Below are 15,364 nucleotides of genomic sequence, written 5' to 3'. Positions count from 1 at the left end.
TCCGGTCGGCACGCCCGGCGCGCCCCTGCTCAGACGGTCACGACGATCTTCCCGACCTGCGTGCCGGCTTCCATGTACCGATGGGCTTGCGCGATGTCGTCGAACGCGAACGTGCGGTCGATCGACGGCTTCAGCGCGCCGGCCGCGAGCCCGTCGACGATGAAGCGCTTCGCGCGTTCAAGCCGCTGCGCGTCGCCGGTGATCTCGAACAGCTCGTAGCCGCGCAGCGTCAGATGGCGCGCGAGCAGGTCCATCACCGGCACCGGGATGTCGCGCGTGTCGAGCGCGCCGTACTGGAAGAACGTGCCGTTCGTGCGCAGCGCGCGTAGCAGGTTCGCCGCGGCTGGGCCGCCGACCGGATCGAACGCGATGCGCGCGCCGCGGCCGCCCGTCAGTTCCGCGACCTGTTGCGGCAGGTCCGCGGGGCTACCGGCGATCACGCGCGCGGCGCCCGCGTCGAGCTTCCGCGCGGTTGCGCGTGCTGCGGTTCAGCAGCCGGATGCCGAGTTCCTGTTCGAGCTGCTGCACGGCCTTCGTGACGGCCGGCCGATGCAGTTGCAGCGCATCGGCGGCCTGCGTGAAGTTGCCGCGTTCGACGATCTGCACGTAGATCTGCATCGTTTGCAGACGGTCCATGGCGCTTCCGGATGTCGTAGCGATCAGCCATCTTCGCACAGGGTTCCACGCCGGTTCGGCGTGGACGCGCGGCGGGCGACGCGCGGCCGCCGCCCTTCATTCGACCGGATGCAGGTCCTGCAGCAGCGTCGGCACGAGCTCCGACACGGTCGGGTGGATGTGCATCGCGCGGCTGATCGTCGTGTACGGCGCGCCGGCGGCCATCACGTCGAGCAGCGCGTGCACGACCTCGTCGCCCGTCACGCCAAGGATCGACGCGCCGAGAATCGCATGGCTGTCCGCATCGACGATCACCTTCATGAAACCCTGGCTCTCGCCTTTTTCGACTGCGCGGCCGACGCGCGTCATCGGCCGCGTGCCGACCAGCAGCCGACGGCCGGTCTGCTTCGCTTCCGCGAGCGTCATGCCGACGCGGCCAAGCGGTGGATCGACGTACATCGCGTACGCGGCGATGCGGTCGGACACCTTGCGCGGATCGCCGTCGAGCAGGTTCGCCGCGACGATCTCGTAGTCGTTGTACGCGGTGTGCGTGAACGCGCCGCGCCCGTTGCAGTCGCCGAGCGCCCAGATGCCGGGCACGTTGGTGCGCAGTTGATCGTCGACCGTGATGTAGCCGCGCGAGTCGGTCGCGACGCCGGCCTGTTCGAGCCCGAGATCGCGGGTGTTCGGCACGCGGCCGACCGCGAGCAGCAGGTGCGAGCCCGCGACCTCGCGGCCGCCGCCCGCGCAATCGAGGCCGACCACGACGCCGTCGCCGTCGCGCCGCGCGTTCAGGCAGTTCGCGTCGAGCTGCACGTCGATGCCTTCGTTCTCGAGAATCTCGCGCACGGCCTGCGACACGTCCTCGTCCTCGCGATGGATCAGGCGCGAGCCCTTCTCGACGATCGTGACCTTCGAGCCGAAACGGCGGTACATCTGGCCGAATTCGAGCCCGACGTAGCTGCCGCCGATGATCACGAGATGCTCGGGCAGGAAGTCGACGTCCATCATCGTCGAGTTGGTCAGGTACGGCACCGAGTCGAGGCCCGGCATCTGCGGGATCTGCGCGCGCCCGCCGACGTTGATGAAGATGCGCTTGGCCTCGAGCAGTTCGTCGCCCACGCGCACCGCATCGGGGCGCTCGAAGCGGGCATGGCCCTGCAACACGGTCGTGTTGTCGAGCCCGCGCACCCATTGCTCGACGCCGTGGTTCGAGCGGCCGGAGATCCGGTCCTTGCGCGCCTTCACGGCCTTCATGTCGACGCTGACGGGGCCGACCGACACGCCGTATTCTTCCGCGCGCCGCGCGAGCTGCGCCGCGTACGCGCTCGCGATCAGCGTCTTGGTCGGAATGCAGCCGGTGTTCACGCAGGTGCCGCCGAAGCGGCCGCGCTCGACGATCGCGACTTTCATGCCGGCGCCGGCGAGCCGCGCCGCGAGCGGCGGTCCGGCTTGCCCGGTGCCGATGACGATCGCGTCGAATTGTTGCGTCATGACGTCCTCCTGCGCTGGTTCAACGTGGGAAGGGCGGCGCGCAAGCCGCATGCCGCGCCGGCGCGTGCCTGAACGGCGACGAGCGCCTATGGTAGACCGGTTGGCGCGGGCGTGCGAGTTGCATGGATGCGCGCGAGACGGAACATGCTTCATTCCCGGCCGGGCCGGCGGCTTCCCGCCCCGTGGCAATGCGGCCCCGTGATGTGTCCCTGCATCGACCGGCCGCGGCCCGAAGGGCCCGGGGCCGGTGCGGTGTCAACGCTTCGCTCGAGCGGATCGCTTGCGGTCCGGCGCCGCGTTGGCTACGTCGACCGGAACGAACGGTGCCTCGAAGTGCTTGACTAGAAAGTCGATGAACGCGCGGGCCCGCGTCGATTCGTTGCGTTGCCCGGGATAGTAGACGAACAGGTCGGCGGACGGCAGGACGACGTCGGGCAGCACGAGACGGAGTCGGCCGCTCTGGATGTATTTGGCGAGATCCCACTCCGAGCGGATCAGGATGCCGTGACCGTCCAGCGCCCAGCGCAGCACGATGTCGCCGTCGTTGCTGGACAGCGAGCCGCTCACCTTCAGCGCTTCGAGGTGATCCTCCTGCATGAAGCGCCACACGCCGAACGCATCGTCGTTCTGCGTGTGGATGATGCAGCGGTGATGCGCGAGATCCTCCTTGCACTGCGGCACGCCGTTGCGCTCGAGATACTTCGGCGACGCGCACAGGAACCGGCGATTGCTCATCAGGCGGCGCGCCCTCAAGCGCTGGTCCGGCAACTCGCCGAACCGGATGGCCATGTCGAATGCGCCTTCGACGAGGTCGACCGGGCGATCGGTGACCACGAACTGGACATCGACGTTCGGATAGCGCTTCGCGAATTCCGACACCAGCGGTGCGATGGTCGTACGCCCGAAACCGAGCGTCGCATTGATGCGCAGCCGCCCGTGCGGGTCCGCGGGCGTGCCTGCGATCGCGTCCTCCATCTCGCGCACCTGGTCGAGAATCTGCGTGGCGTACCGCGCGTACATCTCGCCTTCCGGCGTCAGGCTGACGCTGCGGGTGGTCCGGTTGACCAGCCGCTTGCCGAACCGGTCTTCGAGAATGCCGAGCCGCTTGGTTGCCGCGGGCGGCGTGATCCCGAGCGAGCGGGCCGCGCCCGACAGGCTCTTCAGTTTGGCGAGCTGGACGAAGAACTCGAAGTCGGAGGTCGAATCAGTTCTCACTTTGGGTAAAAAATGAAATGAATTGAGGTGAATTATAGGGCGCTCTCCGCGGACTATGCTCCGTCTCGTTGCAGCAACGTGCATGCAATCGAGCTACCCGCAAACGTGCCAGTCCAGGAGACGCCGCCATGAGAATCGTCGAGATTCGCGAACAAACCGTTCCGATCAGTTCCCCGATCCGCAACGCCTACATCGACTTCAGCAAAATGACGCTGAGCCTCGTCGCCGTGATCACCGACGTGATCCGCGACGGCAAGCCGGTCGTCGGCTACGGCTTCAATTCGAACGGCCGCTACGGCCAGGGCAAGCTCATGCGCGAGCGCTTCATCCCGCGCATTCTCGAAGCCGACTCCGGCGCGCTCGTCAACGATGCCGGCGACAACCTCGATCCGCACCGGATCTGGGCGACGATGTTCACCAACGAGAAGCCGGGCGGCCATGGCGAGCGCTCGGTCGCGATCGGCACGATCGACATGGCGGTGTGGGACGCGGTGGCCAAGATCGAAGGCAAGCCGCTGTTCCAGCTGCTGGCGGACCGCTACGGCGACGGCCGGCCGGACCGCAGGATCTTCGTCTATGCGGCGGGCGGCTACTACTATCCGGGCCAGGATCACGAGAAGCTGAAGGACGAGATGCGCAGCTACATCGACCGCGGTTACACGGTCGTGAAGAAGAAGATCGGCGGCGCGTCGCTCGACGAAGATCTGCGACGCATCGACGCGATCCTCGGCGTGCTCGGCGATGGCCAGAAGCTCGCCGTCGACGCCAACGGCCGCTTCGATCTCGACACCGCGATCCGCTATGCGAAGGCGCTGTCGCAATACGACCTGTTCTGGTACGAGGAACCGGGCGATCCGCTCGACTTCGAGCTGCAGGCGACGCTGCGCAACTACTACGACAAGCCGATGGCGACGGGCGAGGACCTGTTCTCGATGCAGGATGCCCGCAACCTGATCCGCTACGGCGGCATGCGCGCCGACCGCGACTGGCTGCAGTTCGACTGTGCGCTGAGCTACGGCCTCGTCGAGTATCTGCGCACGCTCGACATGCTGCGCCAGCACGGCTGGTCGCCGAGCCGCTGCATTCCGCACGGCGGTCACCAGATGTCGCTCAACATCGCGGCCGGCCTCGGCCTCGGCGGCAACGAGTCGTACCCGGACCTGTTCCAGCCGTACGGCGGCTTCCCCGACGGCGTGAAGGTCGACAACGGCTACATCACGATGCCGGACCTGCCGGGCATCGGCTTCGAAGGCAAGGCCGACCTGTACGCGCAAATGCGGAAGCTGTCCGCATAAGCGTTGTCGGCAGGGTGCGCCGGCCGCTCGACGGCGCACCGTATCACATTACAAAACAATCAATCGGGCAGGCGGAATCGGCACTGGCGTGCCGGGCGATCGGCTGCATCGCCGGCACGCGTGCGCTTTCCGGAAACAGGACGCCATGCACAGGAGACAGTCATGCTGGCATCACGCATTCGCAGAACGCTTTCCAAACTCTACGTCCAGGTTCTGATCGGCATCGTCGCCGGCATCCTCGTCGGGCACTTCTACCCCGATATCGGCGCCCAGCTCAAGCCGCTCGGCGACCTGTTCATCAAGCTGATCCGGATGTTGCTCGCGCCGATCATCTTTGCGTCGGTCGTGGTCGGCATCGCGCGCATGACCGATCTTCACGAAGCCGGCCGGGTGGGCGTCAAGGCCGTGCTGTATTTCGAAGCCGCGTCCACTGTCGCGCTCGTGGTCGGGATGGCGGTCGTCAACCTGGTCCGGCCGGGCAGCGGGATGAATGTCGATCCGGCGAAGATCGACGGTGCCGCAATCGCCAGCTACACGCATGCGGCGCAGCATCACGGCACGCTCGACTTCCTGATGAGCATCGTGCCGGGGAGTGTCGTCGGCGCTTTCGCGAACGGCGAGATACTGCCGATCATTTTCTTCTCGGTCATCTTCGCGGTCGCGCTCGCGAAACTCGGCCCGAGGACCGCGCCGCTCGTGGACATGCTGGACATGTTCCTGCAAGGGATGTTCGGAGTCGTGCGCATCGTAATGCATGTGGCGCCCGCCGGTGCATTCGGCGGGATGGCGTTCACCATCGCCAGATACGGGATCGGCACGCTCGCGCAGTTCGGACAACTGATGCTGTGCCTGTACCTCACGTCGATCCTGTTCGTCGTCGTGGCGCTCGGCCTCGTCATGCGCGTGTGCGGGTTGTCGCTGTGGCAATACCTGCGTTATATCCGCGACGAGATCCTGATCACGCTCGGCACGGCATCGACGGAAGCCGTGCTGCCGCAGATGCTGCTCAAGATGGAGCGAATGGGTTGCTCGCGTCCGGTCGTCGGGATGGTGCTGCCCACCGGCTATACCTTCAATGCCGACGGCACCGCGATCTACCTGACGATGGCGTCGCTGTTCATCGCACAGGCATTCAACATCCATCTGTCGATCTGGGACCAGCTTCTGCTGCTCGGCGTGCTGCTGCTGACGTCGAAGGGCTCGGCGGGCGTCGCGGGTGCGGGTTTCGTCGCGCTGGCCGCAACCTTGTCGACCATGCATCAGGTGCCCGTATCGGGCCTGGTCCTGCTGCTCGGCGTCGACCGCTTCCTGAACGAGGCGCGCGCCGTCACGAACCTGATCGGCAACGGCGTGGCAACGGTCGTGGTGGCCCGTTGGGAAGGGGCGCTGGACCTCGACAAGGCCCGGGCCGTTCTCGATCGTCGCGCCGGGGCGGAGTCGATCGTCGTGGACGCGCGCGACGCGGGACCGCCGGCGCCGCAGCGGCACACGCAGGCGAGCGCGCCGGGCATGCAATCGAATGTGCGCTAGTCGCGGCGTATCAGGAACACGGACATGCGCATGACGAAACCTGCGCATGCTCGCAGCGCGCGGGTTTCATTCCTTGCGCCGCCACTGGCTGAACGACACCGGCTTGCGCGCGTCGGCCCGCACCGCGCTGACGAAGTCGGGCTTGCCGGGATCGACCGGAAACGATTCGATGTGGATCTGGCTGGAAAACACCCACCCGTGCGTGCGCGGGTCGTAGTGGAACGTCACGTAGTCGCTCCAGTGCTGTCCACATGCGACGTCGTTCTGCACCGTGAAATAGCGCCCCTTCACGGCGATCCCGCCCTCGGCGGCCGATTCCGGATCGAACGGGTCGCACTGCAGCGCGTCGTTCGCGCGCAGCACGACGTCGTCGTTGCGCGCGGCGAGCCGATAGGTGTGGTCGGCCAGTTCCTCATAGATCAGGAGCGGGCGCGGCGACGGCTGCTCGCGCGTGTCGATCGCGCGATGCACGACGACGAGCAGGCTGCGCCGGCCGTTGCCGAGTGCCGGGCCGGGCTGCGCGACGAACGGCTGATAGCCGGCCGGCAATTGCGCGGCGATCGACGGCGGCAGCGGCGGCGCTGCCTGCGCATGGCAGCACCACGCGGCGAACAGCGGAACGAGGAGGGCTCGACGAACCGCCGCGGCCGGCGCGCGCATCGTGCCCCTCACAGATCCCGCCTGCGAAACGCGGTGCCGGGCACCGGATCGAACGCAACGGGCGGCGCGGGCGTGAAGCCGAGCAAATCATACAGTTGCCTTGCGGCGGCGAATTCGGGCAGCTCGATCACGGCGGGTGGTGCGGGATGGCGGGAACGGCAGCCAGCATAGCAGCGCGCCGGTCCTTCCGGCGGCTCGCGAAGCGTGCCAGAATCAGCGACTTCACCGTCGGGAATCGACACGATACCGACACGCAGGCGCCGGCGCTTCGGCGTCGCTGATCAAGGAGACTTCGATGACTGCATCGGCTGCCGTACTCGCCATTCTGGCCGCGCTGTGGCTTGGCGCGATGATTCCGGGCCCGAGTTTCGTGCTGGTCGCCCGCAATTCGATCGGGCTGTCGCGCCGCGACGGGCTCGCCACCGCGCTCGGCATGGGCGTCGGCGGGATCGCGTTCGGCGGCGTCGCGCTGGCCGGGCTCTACACGCTGCTGCAGACGGTCGAATGGCTGTATGTGGGGCTCAAGGTGGCGGGCGGCGCGTACCTGATCTACATGGCGTCCAAGATCTGGCGCGGCGCCGAGCGGCCGATCGCGATGGACGACCCGCAGGCAGCCATCGCCGGCAGCGCGCGCAAGTCGTTCTGGATCGGCCTCACGACCCAGCTCAGCAACCCGAAGACGGCGATCTGGTATGGCAGCATCTTCGCGGCGCTGTTGCCGCAGCATCCGCCGCTGTGGTGCTACCTGGCGCTGCCGCCGCTCGTGTTCGGCGTCGAGTGCGGCTGGTACACGATCGTCGCGCTGTGCTTCTCGACCCGCCGGCCGCGCGAGCTTTACCTGCGCGCGAAGAAGTGGGTCGATCGCGTCGCGGCCGGCGCGATCACACTGCTTGGGCTGCGGTTGATCCTGAACGCGCCGAAGGTCGGGATCTGACGACGGGCGGTGTCGCGGGGGCGCACCGCCGTTTTCATTCCTGTCGAGCATGCCATCACGGCCGTTCATGCCGGCGGGCGATTGGGCAGCCGTCCAACCGACGCGCGCAAGCGCGCGTCACGCCGCCGGAAACCGCTCGATCAGCGCCGCGAACCGCGCTTCATCCGGAAACGCCGTCACTTCATACCGCACCGGCCGGTGCGCGGTGGCCGTCATCAGGTCGCCGCATGCGTCGCGCAGCGCGGCCATCGGCACGTGGGCCGACTGCCGCGTCGCTTCCCGGTACAGCACGACGATGTCCGTCTCGGGCAGCAGCGTCGGCACGCCGTCGCTCCACACGCTGACGCTGAACAGCTCGCCGTTCTGCCGCCGGTACACGGTGTAGGTCGCGACGAAGATGTCGGTGCCGTCGCGCTTGTGCAGTTCGTCGAGCAGCGCCCGCTGATCCTGGTAGTCGCCGGCGAATTCGTCCACGCGCAGCGCATGCAGCTTCGCCTCCAGTCCTGGCGGAACGAAATTGCGCCACGCGGCGCCGTCCCAGCGCAGCATCAGCGATGGCAGCGGGCGCGGCTGTGCGCGCGCCTGTTCGGCGAGTTCGACCATCGTCGCGATCCCGGCTGCATTGCGGTCGCCGGTGAGCAACAGCACCGTCCGGTTCGGCGCCATCACCACCGGCGCGCCGGAGATCGGCTGGCGGTGCAACAGGTCGGTCAGCAGCAAGCGCGCCGCGTCGTAGTAGTCGCCGAACTGCGACAGGAACACGCCGTCGCGCAGCGCGGCCCACGGCGCCGACGACATGCCGCGCAGGTTGTCGATCGCGACGTCGCATGCGTCGTCGAAAGTGACGCCCCATTCGGCGAGCCGCGCGGTCGTCAGCCGCGCGACGCTGAATTCGCCGTCGTATGCGATGCCGATCTCGAGGTTCTCGCACAGCGGCCGGAACGCGACCTCCGACGCGCCGGGCTGTCCCGCGAGCTGCAGTGCGACCGCGCCGCGCTCGGTCGCGCTGCGGATCACGGGGCGTAGCCGCGGGCGGACGTCCGCGAAGTTCGACGGGATCTCGTGCTGCATCATCGCGTTCGCCTGGCGCTTGAGCGTCGCTTCGCGCTCGGCCGGCTTCGCGCCCGCGTAATCGCGGAACAGGTTGTGCAGGTTGATGATGTTCGACGGGACATCCGCTTGCACGAGACGGCCCTTGTCGTCCTCGTGAAGCCACTCGCGCGTGTCGCCGGTCGCCCGCAGCGCGGCGATCAGGCGTTCGGCGAAGTCCTGCCGGGTCGGCGGTTTGCTGAAACGCTCGCGCAGGCGCGCGACGAAGTCTGAAAGCATCGTGAGCGGTCGGGCGGGCCCGTCTGTTATTGGTTCTGTTGTCATGGGCGGCACCCGTCTCGCCGGGGCGCCGACTGTGGCCCGCGGATATCGGCCGGATATCCGTCACGCGTCCGGCGGCCCGCGCGCCGGGTGCATCGCGGCGCGGGCCGCAGCGGGCGCGATCGCGCGGCGGGTGTCGCGATGGTACCGCACCTGCGTGGCGAAATAGTAGGCCGGTGAAGATCGGCGCTCGCCGGGCCGGGCGCCGCGGTCGCGCGCATGGTGGTGGTCGAAGGCGGCAAGGTGGTGTTGCTGGACGTCAATGAGGATGCTGGCGCGACGCTCGCGCACGAACTCGGAAGGCGGCCCGGTACGTCGCCAGGATCGCGCCGGCTGTCCGCCACCGCGGCGATCGGCTCGCGAGCCTTGTGCGGCGGGCGTTCGCGCCGGTTGCGCGGCATCCCGGGCCGGCGCGCTTCCCCGATTCTGGCGGCCGACCTGCCGCCGACGTGTAAACTGCTGCCTTTTTGACGGTTTGCAGCATGGTGCAAGCTCCTCCGCGCCCGGCACTGAGCGGCCCGACGCTCGTCCGGCTGCTCGCGCGCCTGACCGATGCCGACGTCGCGGAATCCCGGCAGCCGCTGTCTGACCGCCTGAGCCAGTGGCTCGGCTGGACCGACGCGATCACGCTGTCGTCCGCGCTGAATGCGATCCCGCCCGGCGTCGCGGCCGGCGTGCGCGGTTACGACGCCGAGCGCGACGGCGCGCGCGTGCGCCACGACCTCGCGCAGGCGATCACGGCCGCCCACCGCCCGCGGATGCGGCGGCGCCCCGGCGAGATGCCGCCGCCGCCCGCCGACACGGCCGATTTCGCGGACTTCCGCCAGAGCTGTCTGTCCCTGCAGCAGGAGATGGAGACCGCGATCGGCCAGTTGCGCGGGCGCCTGCGGGTCGCGCTCGCCGCGCGCTCGTCGGGGATGGCGCGGCTCGCGGCGCTCGACGCGATCATGGAGCGCGTGCTCGGCGCGCGCGAGCGCAGCCTGCTGTCCGCCGTGCCCGCGCTGCTCGGCACGCGCTTCGAGCGGCTGCGCGACGCGGAACGGCAGGCGCTGGCCGACGCGCAAGCGGCCGCCGATGCCGGCGCCGACGACGCCGACGACGCCGACGACGCGCCGTCCGCCGCGGCGATCGTGCCCGGCACGTGGCTCGATACGTTCCGCGACGAGATGAAAAGCATCCTGCTCGCCGAACTCGAAGTCCGGTTTCAAACGGTAGACGGGTTGCTCGCAGCCCTTCGTACCTGCTAATCCTTAGGGTCTGTTTACATATGGAACGCACATGCGAATGCCCGAAATCGCGCGTAGGGCAAGAAGTGAGAAGCGCCGTTTGGCCGCGCCAAACGCCCCGGAGGAAGTCCCCTTGGGGGACAAGCGACGAGCGACGCCGCCATACGGGCGATTTCGGGCATTCCCCTGGAATGTCTTTTTAATTTCGGGTTGCCACGAGAACGGCCGCTCGCCGCGTTGCGCTCCTTGGCGATACGTCGGTATTCGCGGCGTCACGCGCCTCGCGAGCGGCCGTTCTCGTGGCAACGCATGCGCGTTCCATATGTAAACAGACCCTATGCTATGTCCAGAATTCGTCTTGATCTCGTTGTCTTCATCGCCGGCCTGCTCGCAGTCTGCTGGATCGGCGTCGGCTATGTCGCGTCGAACCCGCTCGCGACCGCCGTCACGCTGCTGATCGGCGCGTGCTACGTCGCCGGTGCGTGGGAACTGCTGCGCTACCGGCAGGCGACCGCTACGCTGTCGCGCGCGGTGGCCGGCCTGACCCAACCGCCGGCGACACTCGACACGTGGCTCGATACGCTGCACCCGGGCCTGCGCGGCGCGGTGCGGGCACGGGTCGAAGGCGCGCGCGTCGCGCTGCCCGGCCCGTCGCTGACGCCGTATCTCGTCGGCCTGCTGGTGCTGCTCGGCATGCTCGGCACGCTGCTCGGGATGGTCGTGACGCTGAAGGGCACCGGCGCCGCGCTCGAGAGCGCGACCGACCTCGACGCGATCCGCGCATCGCTGATCGCACCGGTGAAGGGCCTCGGCTTCGCGTTCGGCACGTCGATCGCGGGTGTCGCGACGTCCGCGATGCTCGGCTTGCTGTCCGCGCTCGTGCGCCGCGAACGCGTTGACGCGGGCCAGCAGCTCGACGCGAAGATCGCGACGACGTTGCGCGTGCATTCGTCCGCGCACCAGCGCGACGAATCGTTCCGGCTGCTGCAGCGCCAGGCCGACGTGATGCCGGCGCTGGTCGACCGGTTGCAGACGATGATGACGACGCTCGAGGCGCGCAGCGTCGCGCTGCACGATCGCCAGATCGAAAGCCAGCAGGCGTTCTTCGATCGCACCGAGCGCGCGTACGCCGGGTTGGCGTCGAACGTCGGCGACGCGCTGAAGGAAAGCGCCGCCGAAAGTGCGCGCGTGGCCGGTGCCGCGCTGCAGCCGGTCGTCGCGGCGACGATGACGGGCCTCGCGCAGGAGATGGCTGCCCTGCGCGACACCGTGACGGGCGCCGTGCAGCGTCAGCTCGACGGGCTCACGGACGGTTTCGAGAAGACCACTGAAAACGTGACGGCCGTATGGAACCGCGCGCTCGACGAGCAGCGCCGCACGGGCGACGCCGTCGCGCAGCAGCTGCAGACGACGCTCGGCCAGTTCACCGACACCTTCGCGCAGCGTTCGACGGACCTGCTCGACGGCGTCGCCACGCGCCTCGAATCGACCGAAAGCTGCCTGGCCGACGCGTGGCGCGACGCGCTCGCGCGTCAGGAGCAGGTCGGCGAGACGCTGGCCGGCCAGCATGCGCAGGCATTGGGCGACGCCGCCGCGACGTTCGAGCGGCATTCGGGCGCGGTACTCGCCGCGATGCGCGAGTCGCATACCGGGTTGCAAACGCAACTGGCCGCGCGCGACGAAGAACGTCTGGCGACGTGGAATGCTTCGCTCACGGAGATGGCCACGAAGCTCGGCGACGAATGGCAGCGCGCGGGCGCGCACAGCGCGGGCCGTCAGCAGGAGATCTGCGACGCGCTTGCGCAAACGACGCGCGATCTCGCCACGCAAGCGGCGACGTTCGAACAACGCTCGAACGCGCTGCTGTCGACGATCCGCGAATCGCACACGGGCCTGCAAATGCAACTGGCTGCCCGTGACGAAGAACGTCTGGCGACGTGGAATGCTTCGCTCAGGGAGATGGCGACGAAGCTTGGCGACGAGTGGCAGCGCGCGGGCGCGCACAGCGCGGGCCGTCAGCAGGAGATCTGCGACGCGCTCGCGCAAACGACGCGCGATCTCGCCACACAAGCGGCGACGTTCGAACAACGCTCGAACGCGCTGCTGTCGACGATCCGCGATTCGCACACGGGCCTGCAAACGCAACTGGCTGCCCGTGACGAAGAACGTCTGGCGACGTGGAATGCTTCGCTCACGGAGATGGCGACGAAGCTCGGCGACGAGTGGCAGCGCACGGGCGTGCATAGCGCGGGCCGTCAGCAGGAAATCTGCGACGCGCTTGCGCAAACGACGCGCGATCTCGCCACGCAAGCGGCGACGTTCGAACAACGCTCGAACGATCTGCTGTCGACGATCCGCGATTCGCACTCGGGCCTGCAAACGCAACTGGCCGCGCGCGACGAAGCACGCCTGTCGGCCTGGAACGACTCGCTCGCCGCGATGGCCGCCGCGCTGCGCGACGAATGGGCGCGCACGAGCGAACAGGCCGCGACGCGCCAGCAGGACATCTGCGACACGCTGACCCGCACGGCGAACGACATCACCGCGCAGGCGCAGGTGCACGCGAGCGACACGATCAACGAGATCTCGCGCCTCGTGCAGGCCGCGTCGGAAGCGCCGAAAGCCGCGGCCGACGTCGTCGCCGAGCTGCGCCAGCGCCTGTCCGACAGCATGGTGCGCGACACCGCGATGCTCGACGAGCGCAGCCGCCTGCTCGCGACGCTCGAAACGCTGCTCGGCGCGGTCAATCACGCGTCCACCGAACAGCGCACCGCGATCGACGCGCTCGTCAGCACGTCGGCCGACCTGCTCGATCGCGTCGGCGCACGCTTCAACGACACCGTCGATGCCGAAACGCGCAAGCTGGATGCGGTGGCCGCGCAGGTCACGGCGGGCGCGGTCGAGGTCGCGAGCCTCGGCGATGCGTTCGGTGCGGCCGTGCAGATCTTCGGCGAATCGAACGACAAGCTGCTGAACCACCTGCAGCGCATCGAGGCCGCGCTCGAGAAGTCGCTCGCGCGCAGCGACGAACAGCTCGAGTACTACGTCGCGCAGGCGCGCGAGGTGATCGACCTGAGCATGATGTCGCAGAAGCAGATCGTCGAAGATCTCCAGCAGATCGCCGGTCGGCGCGCATCGGTCGGAGTGTGACGCATGCATGACGAAATCGACGACGGCGCGTCTGCCGCGCCGGTGTGGCCCGCATTCGCCGACCTGATGTCGGTGCTGCTCGGTGCGTTCGTGCTGATTCTCGTCGGCGTGATCGGCATGCAGTTGCAGCTCACGTCGAAGCTCGAGGAAGCCGTGCGTGCGCGCCAGCAGGAGGCGCAGCAGCGCAAGTCGCTCGAACAGGCGCTCGCCGGGCCGCTCGCGGCCGGCCGCGTGACGCTCGTGAACGGCCGTATCGGCATCAGCGGCGCGGTGCTGTTCGCGCTGAACTCCGACCAGTTGCAGCCCGACGGCCGCGATCTGCTGAAGACGCTGGCCGGGCCGCTGGCCGCCTACCTGACGACGCGCGACGAGATCCTGATGATCAGCGGCTTCGCCGACGACCAGCAGGTGCGGGCCGGCAACCGCCAGTTCGCGGACAACTGGGAGCTGTCGGCCAAGCGCGCGCTTACGGTCACGCGGGCGCTGATCGACGCCGGCGTGCCGGCGCGGTCGGTGTTCGCGGCCGCGTTCGGCTCCGAGCAGCCGGTCAGCTCGAATGCGGACGACGAAGGCCGCGCGAAGAACCGTCGCGTGGAGATCGCACCGGTGCCGCGCAAGTCCGCATCGAACGGAGGGAAGACGAAGTGACGGACGACGCGACCCACGTGCGCGCGACGCTCGACGCGTGGCGTGAGCAGGGCGCCGACCGGCTCGATCCGGTGCGCTTCCATCGGCTCGACGCGCTCGAGAAGCGCGCGGCCGCGTTCGACGGCGACGCGCGCGCGTTGCTCGATGCGCGGCTCGCGACGCTGCTGGAAGGGTTTGCGGAAATCCTCGCGCGCGCCGGTGAAGCGGCAGCCGCGAGCGAGACGGCGCAAGCAAGCGCACAGGCGCCTGCACGCGGCGCGCTCGGCGGGCTCGTCGAGCAGCTCGCGCGCGATGCGCAGGCCGACCGGCACGGTGTCGATCCCGAGCTGATCGACTACTTCCGCACGATGTGGTCGAAGGTCCGGACCGAACAGCAGTATCGCCAGTCGCTCGACCAGGTGCCGCGCAACGCGGGGCCGCTCAATTCGAACAGCCTCGTGCATCGGTCGCTCGCGACCATGCGCGAGCTGTCGCCGGAATATCTGCAGCAATTCATGTCGTATATCGACGCGCTCGCGTGGCTCGAGGATCTGGCCGGCGGCGGCGCGCAGCCGGAGAAGGAAGCGCCGCGCGCGAAGGCGGCGAAACCGGCGAGGAAGACCACGCGCACCAAGGCGCGATAATGCACGCGGTCGGCCGCGCCGATCGTTGTCTAGCGGCGCGGCGCCTGCGCGTCGATCGCCGCGCGCAGCGCGTGCAACGCATCGGTGAGCGCCGACGCGAACGGCGGATGCGCGGCGATGCCCGCCGCATCGAGCTGGCTGCCGAGGATCGGCAACGCGATCGATGCGCGCTCGACGATGCACGCCGACATCACGGACAGCGTTTCCCGCAGCGCCGCGTCCGCATGCGTCGCACGCGGCGACGCGTTCAATACCGCGACCGGCTTGTCCACGACGGCTTCGCATCCCACGACCCAGTCCAGCGCGTTCTTCATCACGCCCGTCACGCCGTGTGCGTATTCCGGGCTCGCGATCAGCACGCCGTCCGCGGCGTTCAGCCGCTCGATCAGGTCGCGCACCGCGGCCGGCGCCGGATGTTCGTCATCGGGATTGAACAGCGGAAATTCACCGAGACGATCGAAGTGCGTGATGCGCATCCCGCGCGGCGCGACGCGTGCTGCCGCATCCAGCAGCGCCGCGTTGTACGACTGCGCACGCAGGCTGCCGCACAGCGCGACGATATCGATGCGGCGTTCGGAATCGGTTCGGGGTTCGGTAGCCATC

Annotated in this window: 13 protein-coding genes and 3 pseudogenes; 8 read left to right on the top strand and 8 right to left on the bottom strand. The window is 68.5% G+C overall.

Going from position 1 to position 15,364, the window contains the following annotated elements; genetic code table 11:
* Window positions 1-29: 29 nt before the first annotated feature.
* The 4 genes and pseudogenes from FFI87_RS27200 to FFI87_RS27185 all read right to left on the bottom strand — a co-directional run.
* Window positions 30-461, bottom strand: a pseudogene (locus FFI87_RS27200) (zinc-binding dehydrogenase); the annotation flags it as partial.
* Window positions 427-618 carry a LysR family transcriptional regulator gene (locus tag FFI87_RS27195; RefSeq protein WP_409995122.1) on the bottom strand — a complete coding sequence of 64 codons (192 nt, stop codon included), beginning with the start codon at window positions 616-618 and terminating at the stop codon, window positions 427-429. The pseudogene FFI87_RS27200 and the gene FFI87_RS27195, both read right to left, overlap by 35 nt.
* A 114-nt stretch (window positions 619-732) precedes the next feature.
* Window positions 733-2,109, bottom strand: coding sequence for an FAD-containing oxidoreductase (locus FFI87_RS27190; protein WP_138850059.1), 1,377 nt, complete (start codon window positions 2,107-2,109; stop codon window positions 733-735).
* 255 nt (window positions 2,110-2,364) lie between these two features.
* Window positions 2,365-3,324, bottom strand: a complete 960-nt coding sequence (locus FFI87_RS27185; protein WP_126226613.1) for a LysR family transcriptional regulator — start codon at window positions 3,322-3,324, stop codon at window positions 2,365-2,367.
* A 128-nt stretch (window positions 3,325-3,452) separates the two neighbouring features.
* Between FFI87_RS27185 and FFI87_RS27180 the strand changes: the two genes are divergently transcribed.
* Together FFI87_RS27180 and dctA are read left to right on the top strand one after the other, a co-directional pair.
* Window positions 3,453-4,619 carry a mandelate racemase/muconate lactonizing enzyme family protein gene (locus tag FFI87_RS27180; RefSeq protein ID WP_138850060.1) on the top strand — a complete coding sequence of 389 codons (1,167 nt, stop codon included), beginning with the start codon at window positions 3,453-3,455 and terminating at the stop codon, window positions 4,617-4,619.
* 162 nt (window positions 4,620-4,781) lie between these two features.
* A complete protein-coding gene (dctA, locus tag FFI87_RS27175) occupies window positions 4,782-6,149 on the top strand; it encodes a C4-dicarboxylate transporter DctA (protein WP_012365436.1) in 1,368 nt (455 codons plus the stop codon).
* A gap of 66 nt (window positions 6,150-6,215) precedes the next feature.
* On the opposite strand, the gene FFI87_RS27170 is transcribed toward dctA, so the two are convergent.
* The gene (locus tag FFI87_RS27170) at window positions 6,216-6,809 is read right to left on the bottom strand and encodes a hypothetical protein (protein ID WP_138850061.1); all 594 of its coding nucleotides are present in this window, start codon (window positions 6,807-6,809) and stop codon (window positions 6,216-6,218) included.
* An 8-nt stretch (window positions 6,810-6,817) separates the two neighbouring features.
* Window positions 6,818-6,931 (bottom strand): annotated as a pseudogene (locus tag FFI87_RS27165) (GCN5 family acetyltransferase); the annotation flags it as partial.
* A gap of 173 nt (window positions 6,932-7,104) precedes the next feature.
* On the opposite strand from FFI87_RS27165, the gene FFI87_RS27160 reads away from it, so the two are divergent.
* The gene (locus tag FFI87_RS27160) at window positions 7,105-7,743 is read left to right on the top strand and encodes a LysE family translocator (protein ID WP_012365438.1); all 639 of its coding nucleotides are present in this window, start codon (window positions 7,105-7,107) and stop codon (window positions 7,741-7,743) included.
* A gap of 117 nt (window positions 7,744-7,860) precedes the next feature.
* On the opposite strand, the gene FFI87_RS27155 is transcribed toward FFI87_RS27160, so the two are convergent.
* Window positions 7,861-9,072 carry a hypothetical protein gene (locus FFI87_RS27155; protein ID WP_138850063.1) on the bottom strand — a complete coding sequence of 404 codons (1,212 nt, stop codon included), beginning with the start codon at window positions 9,070-9,072 and terminating at the stop codon, window positions 7,861-7,863.
* A 234-nt stretch (window positions 9,073-9,306) separates the two neighbouring features.
* Here FFI87_RS27155 and FFI87_RS27150 point away from each other — a divergent pair.
* The 5 genes and pseudogenes from FFI87_RS27150 to FFI87_RS27130 all read left to right on the top strand — a co-directional run.
* A pseudogene (locus FFI87_RS27150) lies at window positions 9,307-9,414 on the top strand (3-hydroxyacyl-CoA dehydrogenase); the annotation flags it as partial.
* A gap of 182 nt (window positions 9,415-9,596) precedes the next feature.
* Window positions 9,597-10,361, top strand: a complete 765-nt coding sequence (locus FFI87_RS27145) for a DUF3348 domain-containing protein (protein ID WP_138850064.1) — start codon at window positions 9,597-9,599, stop codon at window positions 10,359-10,361.
* 321 nt (window positions 10,362-10,682) lie between these two features.
* Entirely contained in the window at window positions 10,683-13,490 is a 2,808-nt protein-coding gene (locus tag FFI87_RS27140; protein ID WP_138850065.1) for a DUF802 domain-containing protein, read from the top strand.
* 3 nt (window positions 13,491-13,493) lie between these two features.
* The gene (locus tag FFI87_RS27135; RefSeq protein ID WP_105786092.1) at window positions 13,494-14,138 is read left to right on the top strand and encodes an OmpA family protein; all 645 of its coding nucleotides are present in this window, start codon (window positions 13,494-13,496) and stop codon (window positions 14,136-14,138) included.
* Window positions 14,135-14,761, top strand: coding sequence for a DUF2894 domain-containing protein (locus FFI87_RS27130; protein ID WP_138850066.1), 627 nt, complete (start codon window positions 14,135-14,137; stop codon window positions 14,759-14,761). The genes FFI87_RS27135 and FFI87_RS27130 overlap by 4 nt, the downstream gene beginning before the upstream one ends.
* A 29-nt stretch (window positions 14,762-14,790) precedes the next feature.
* On the opposite strand, the gene FFI87_RS27125 is transcribed toward FFI87_RS27130, so the two are convergent.
* Window positions 14,791-15,363: an NADPH-dependent FMN reductase gene (locus tag FFI87_RS27125; RefSeq protein WP_138850067.1), complete on the bottom strand. Its 573-nt coding sequence runs from the start codon at window positions 15,361-15,363 to the stop codon at window positions 14,791-14,793.
* Window position 15,364 lies beyond the last annotated feature (1 nt).

Origin of the sequence: Burkholderia sp. KBS0801, assembly GCF_005937855.2 — a bacterium.
GTDB classification, from domain to species: domain Bacteria; phylum Pseudomonadota; class Gammaproteobacteria; order Burkholderiales; family Burkholderiaceae; genus Burkholderia; species Burkholderia ambifaria.
The sequence above is the reverse complement of the archived record's forward strand: the minus strand, read 5'-3'. Positions and strand labels throughout refer to the sequence as shown.

Coding starts and splice junctions, on each gene's coding strand:
- FFI87_RS27125 (WP_138850067.1), bottom strand. CDS start 15,363: ATGGCTACCGAACCCCGAACCGATTCCGAACGCCGCATCGATATCGTC.
- FFI87_RS27140 (WP_138850065.1), top strand. CDS start 10,683: ATGTCCAGAATTCGTCTTGATCTCGTTGTCTTCATCGCCGGCCTGCTC.
- FFI87_RS27190 (WP_138850059.1), bottom strand. CDS start 2,109: ATGACGCAACAATTCGACGCGATCGTCATCGGCACCGGGCAAGCCGGA.
- FFI87_RS27160 (WP_012365438.1), top strand. CDS start 7,105: ATGACTGCATCGGCTGCCGTACTCGCCATTCTGGCCGCGCTGTGGCTT.
- FFI87_RS27145 (WP_138850064.1), top strand. CDS start 9,597: ATGGTGCAAGCTCCTCCGCGCCCGGCACTGAGCGGCCCGACGCTCGTC.
- dctA (WP_012365436.1), top strand. CDS start 4,782: ATGCTGGCATCACGCATTCGCAGAACGCTTTCCAAACTCTACGTCCAG.
- FFI87_RS27180 (WP_138850060.1), top strand. CDS start 3,453: ATGAGAATCGTCGAGATTCGCGAACAAACCGTTCCGATCAGTTCCCCG.
- FFI87_RS27195 (WP_409995122.1), bottom strand. CDS start 618: ATGCAGATCTACGTGCAGATCGTCGAACGCGGCAACTTCACGCAGGCC.
- FFI87_RS27135 (WP_105786092.1), top strand. CDS start 13,494: ATGCATGACGAAATCGACGACGGCGCGTCTGCCGCGCCGGTGTGGCCC.
- FFI87_RS27155 (WP_138850063.1), bottom strand. CDS start 9,072: ATGCTTTCAGACTTCGTCGCGCGCCTGCGCGAGCGTTTCAGCAAACCG.
- FFI87_RS27170 (WP_138850061.1), bottom strand. CDS start 6,809: ATGCGCGCGCCGGCCGCGGCGGTTCGTCGAGCCCTCCTCGTTCCGCTG.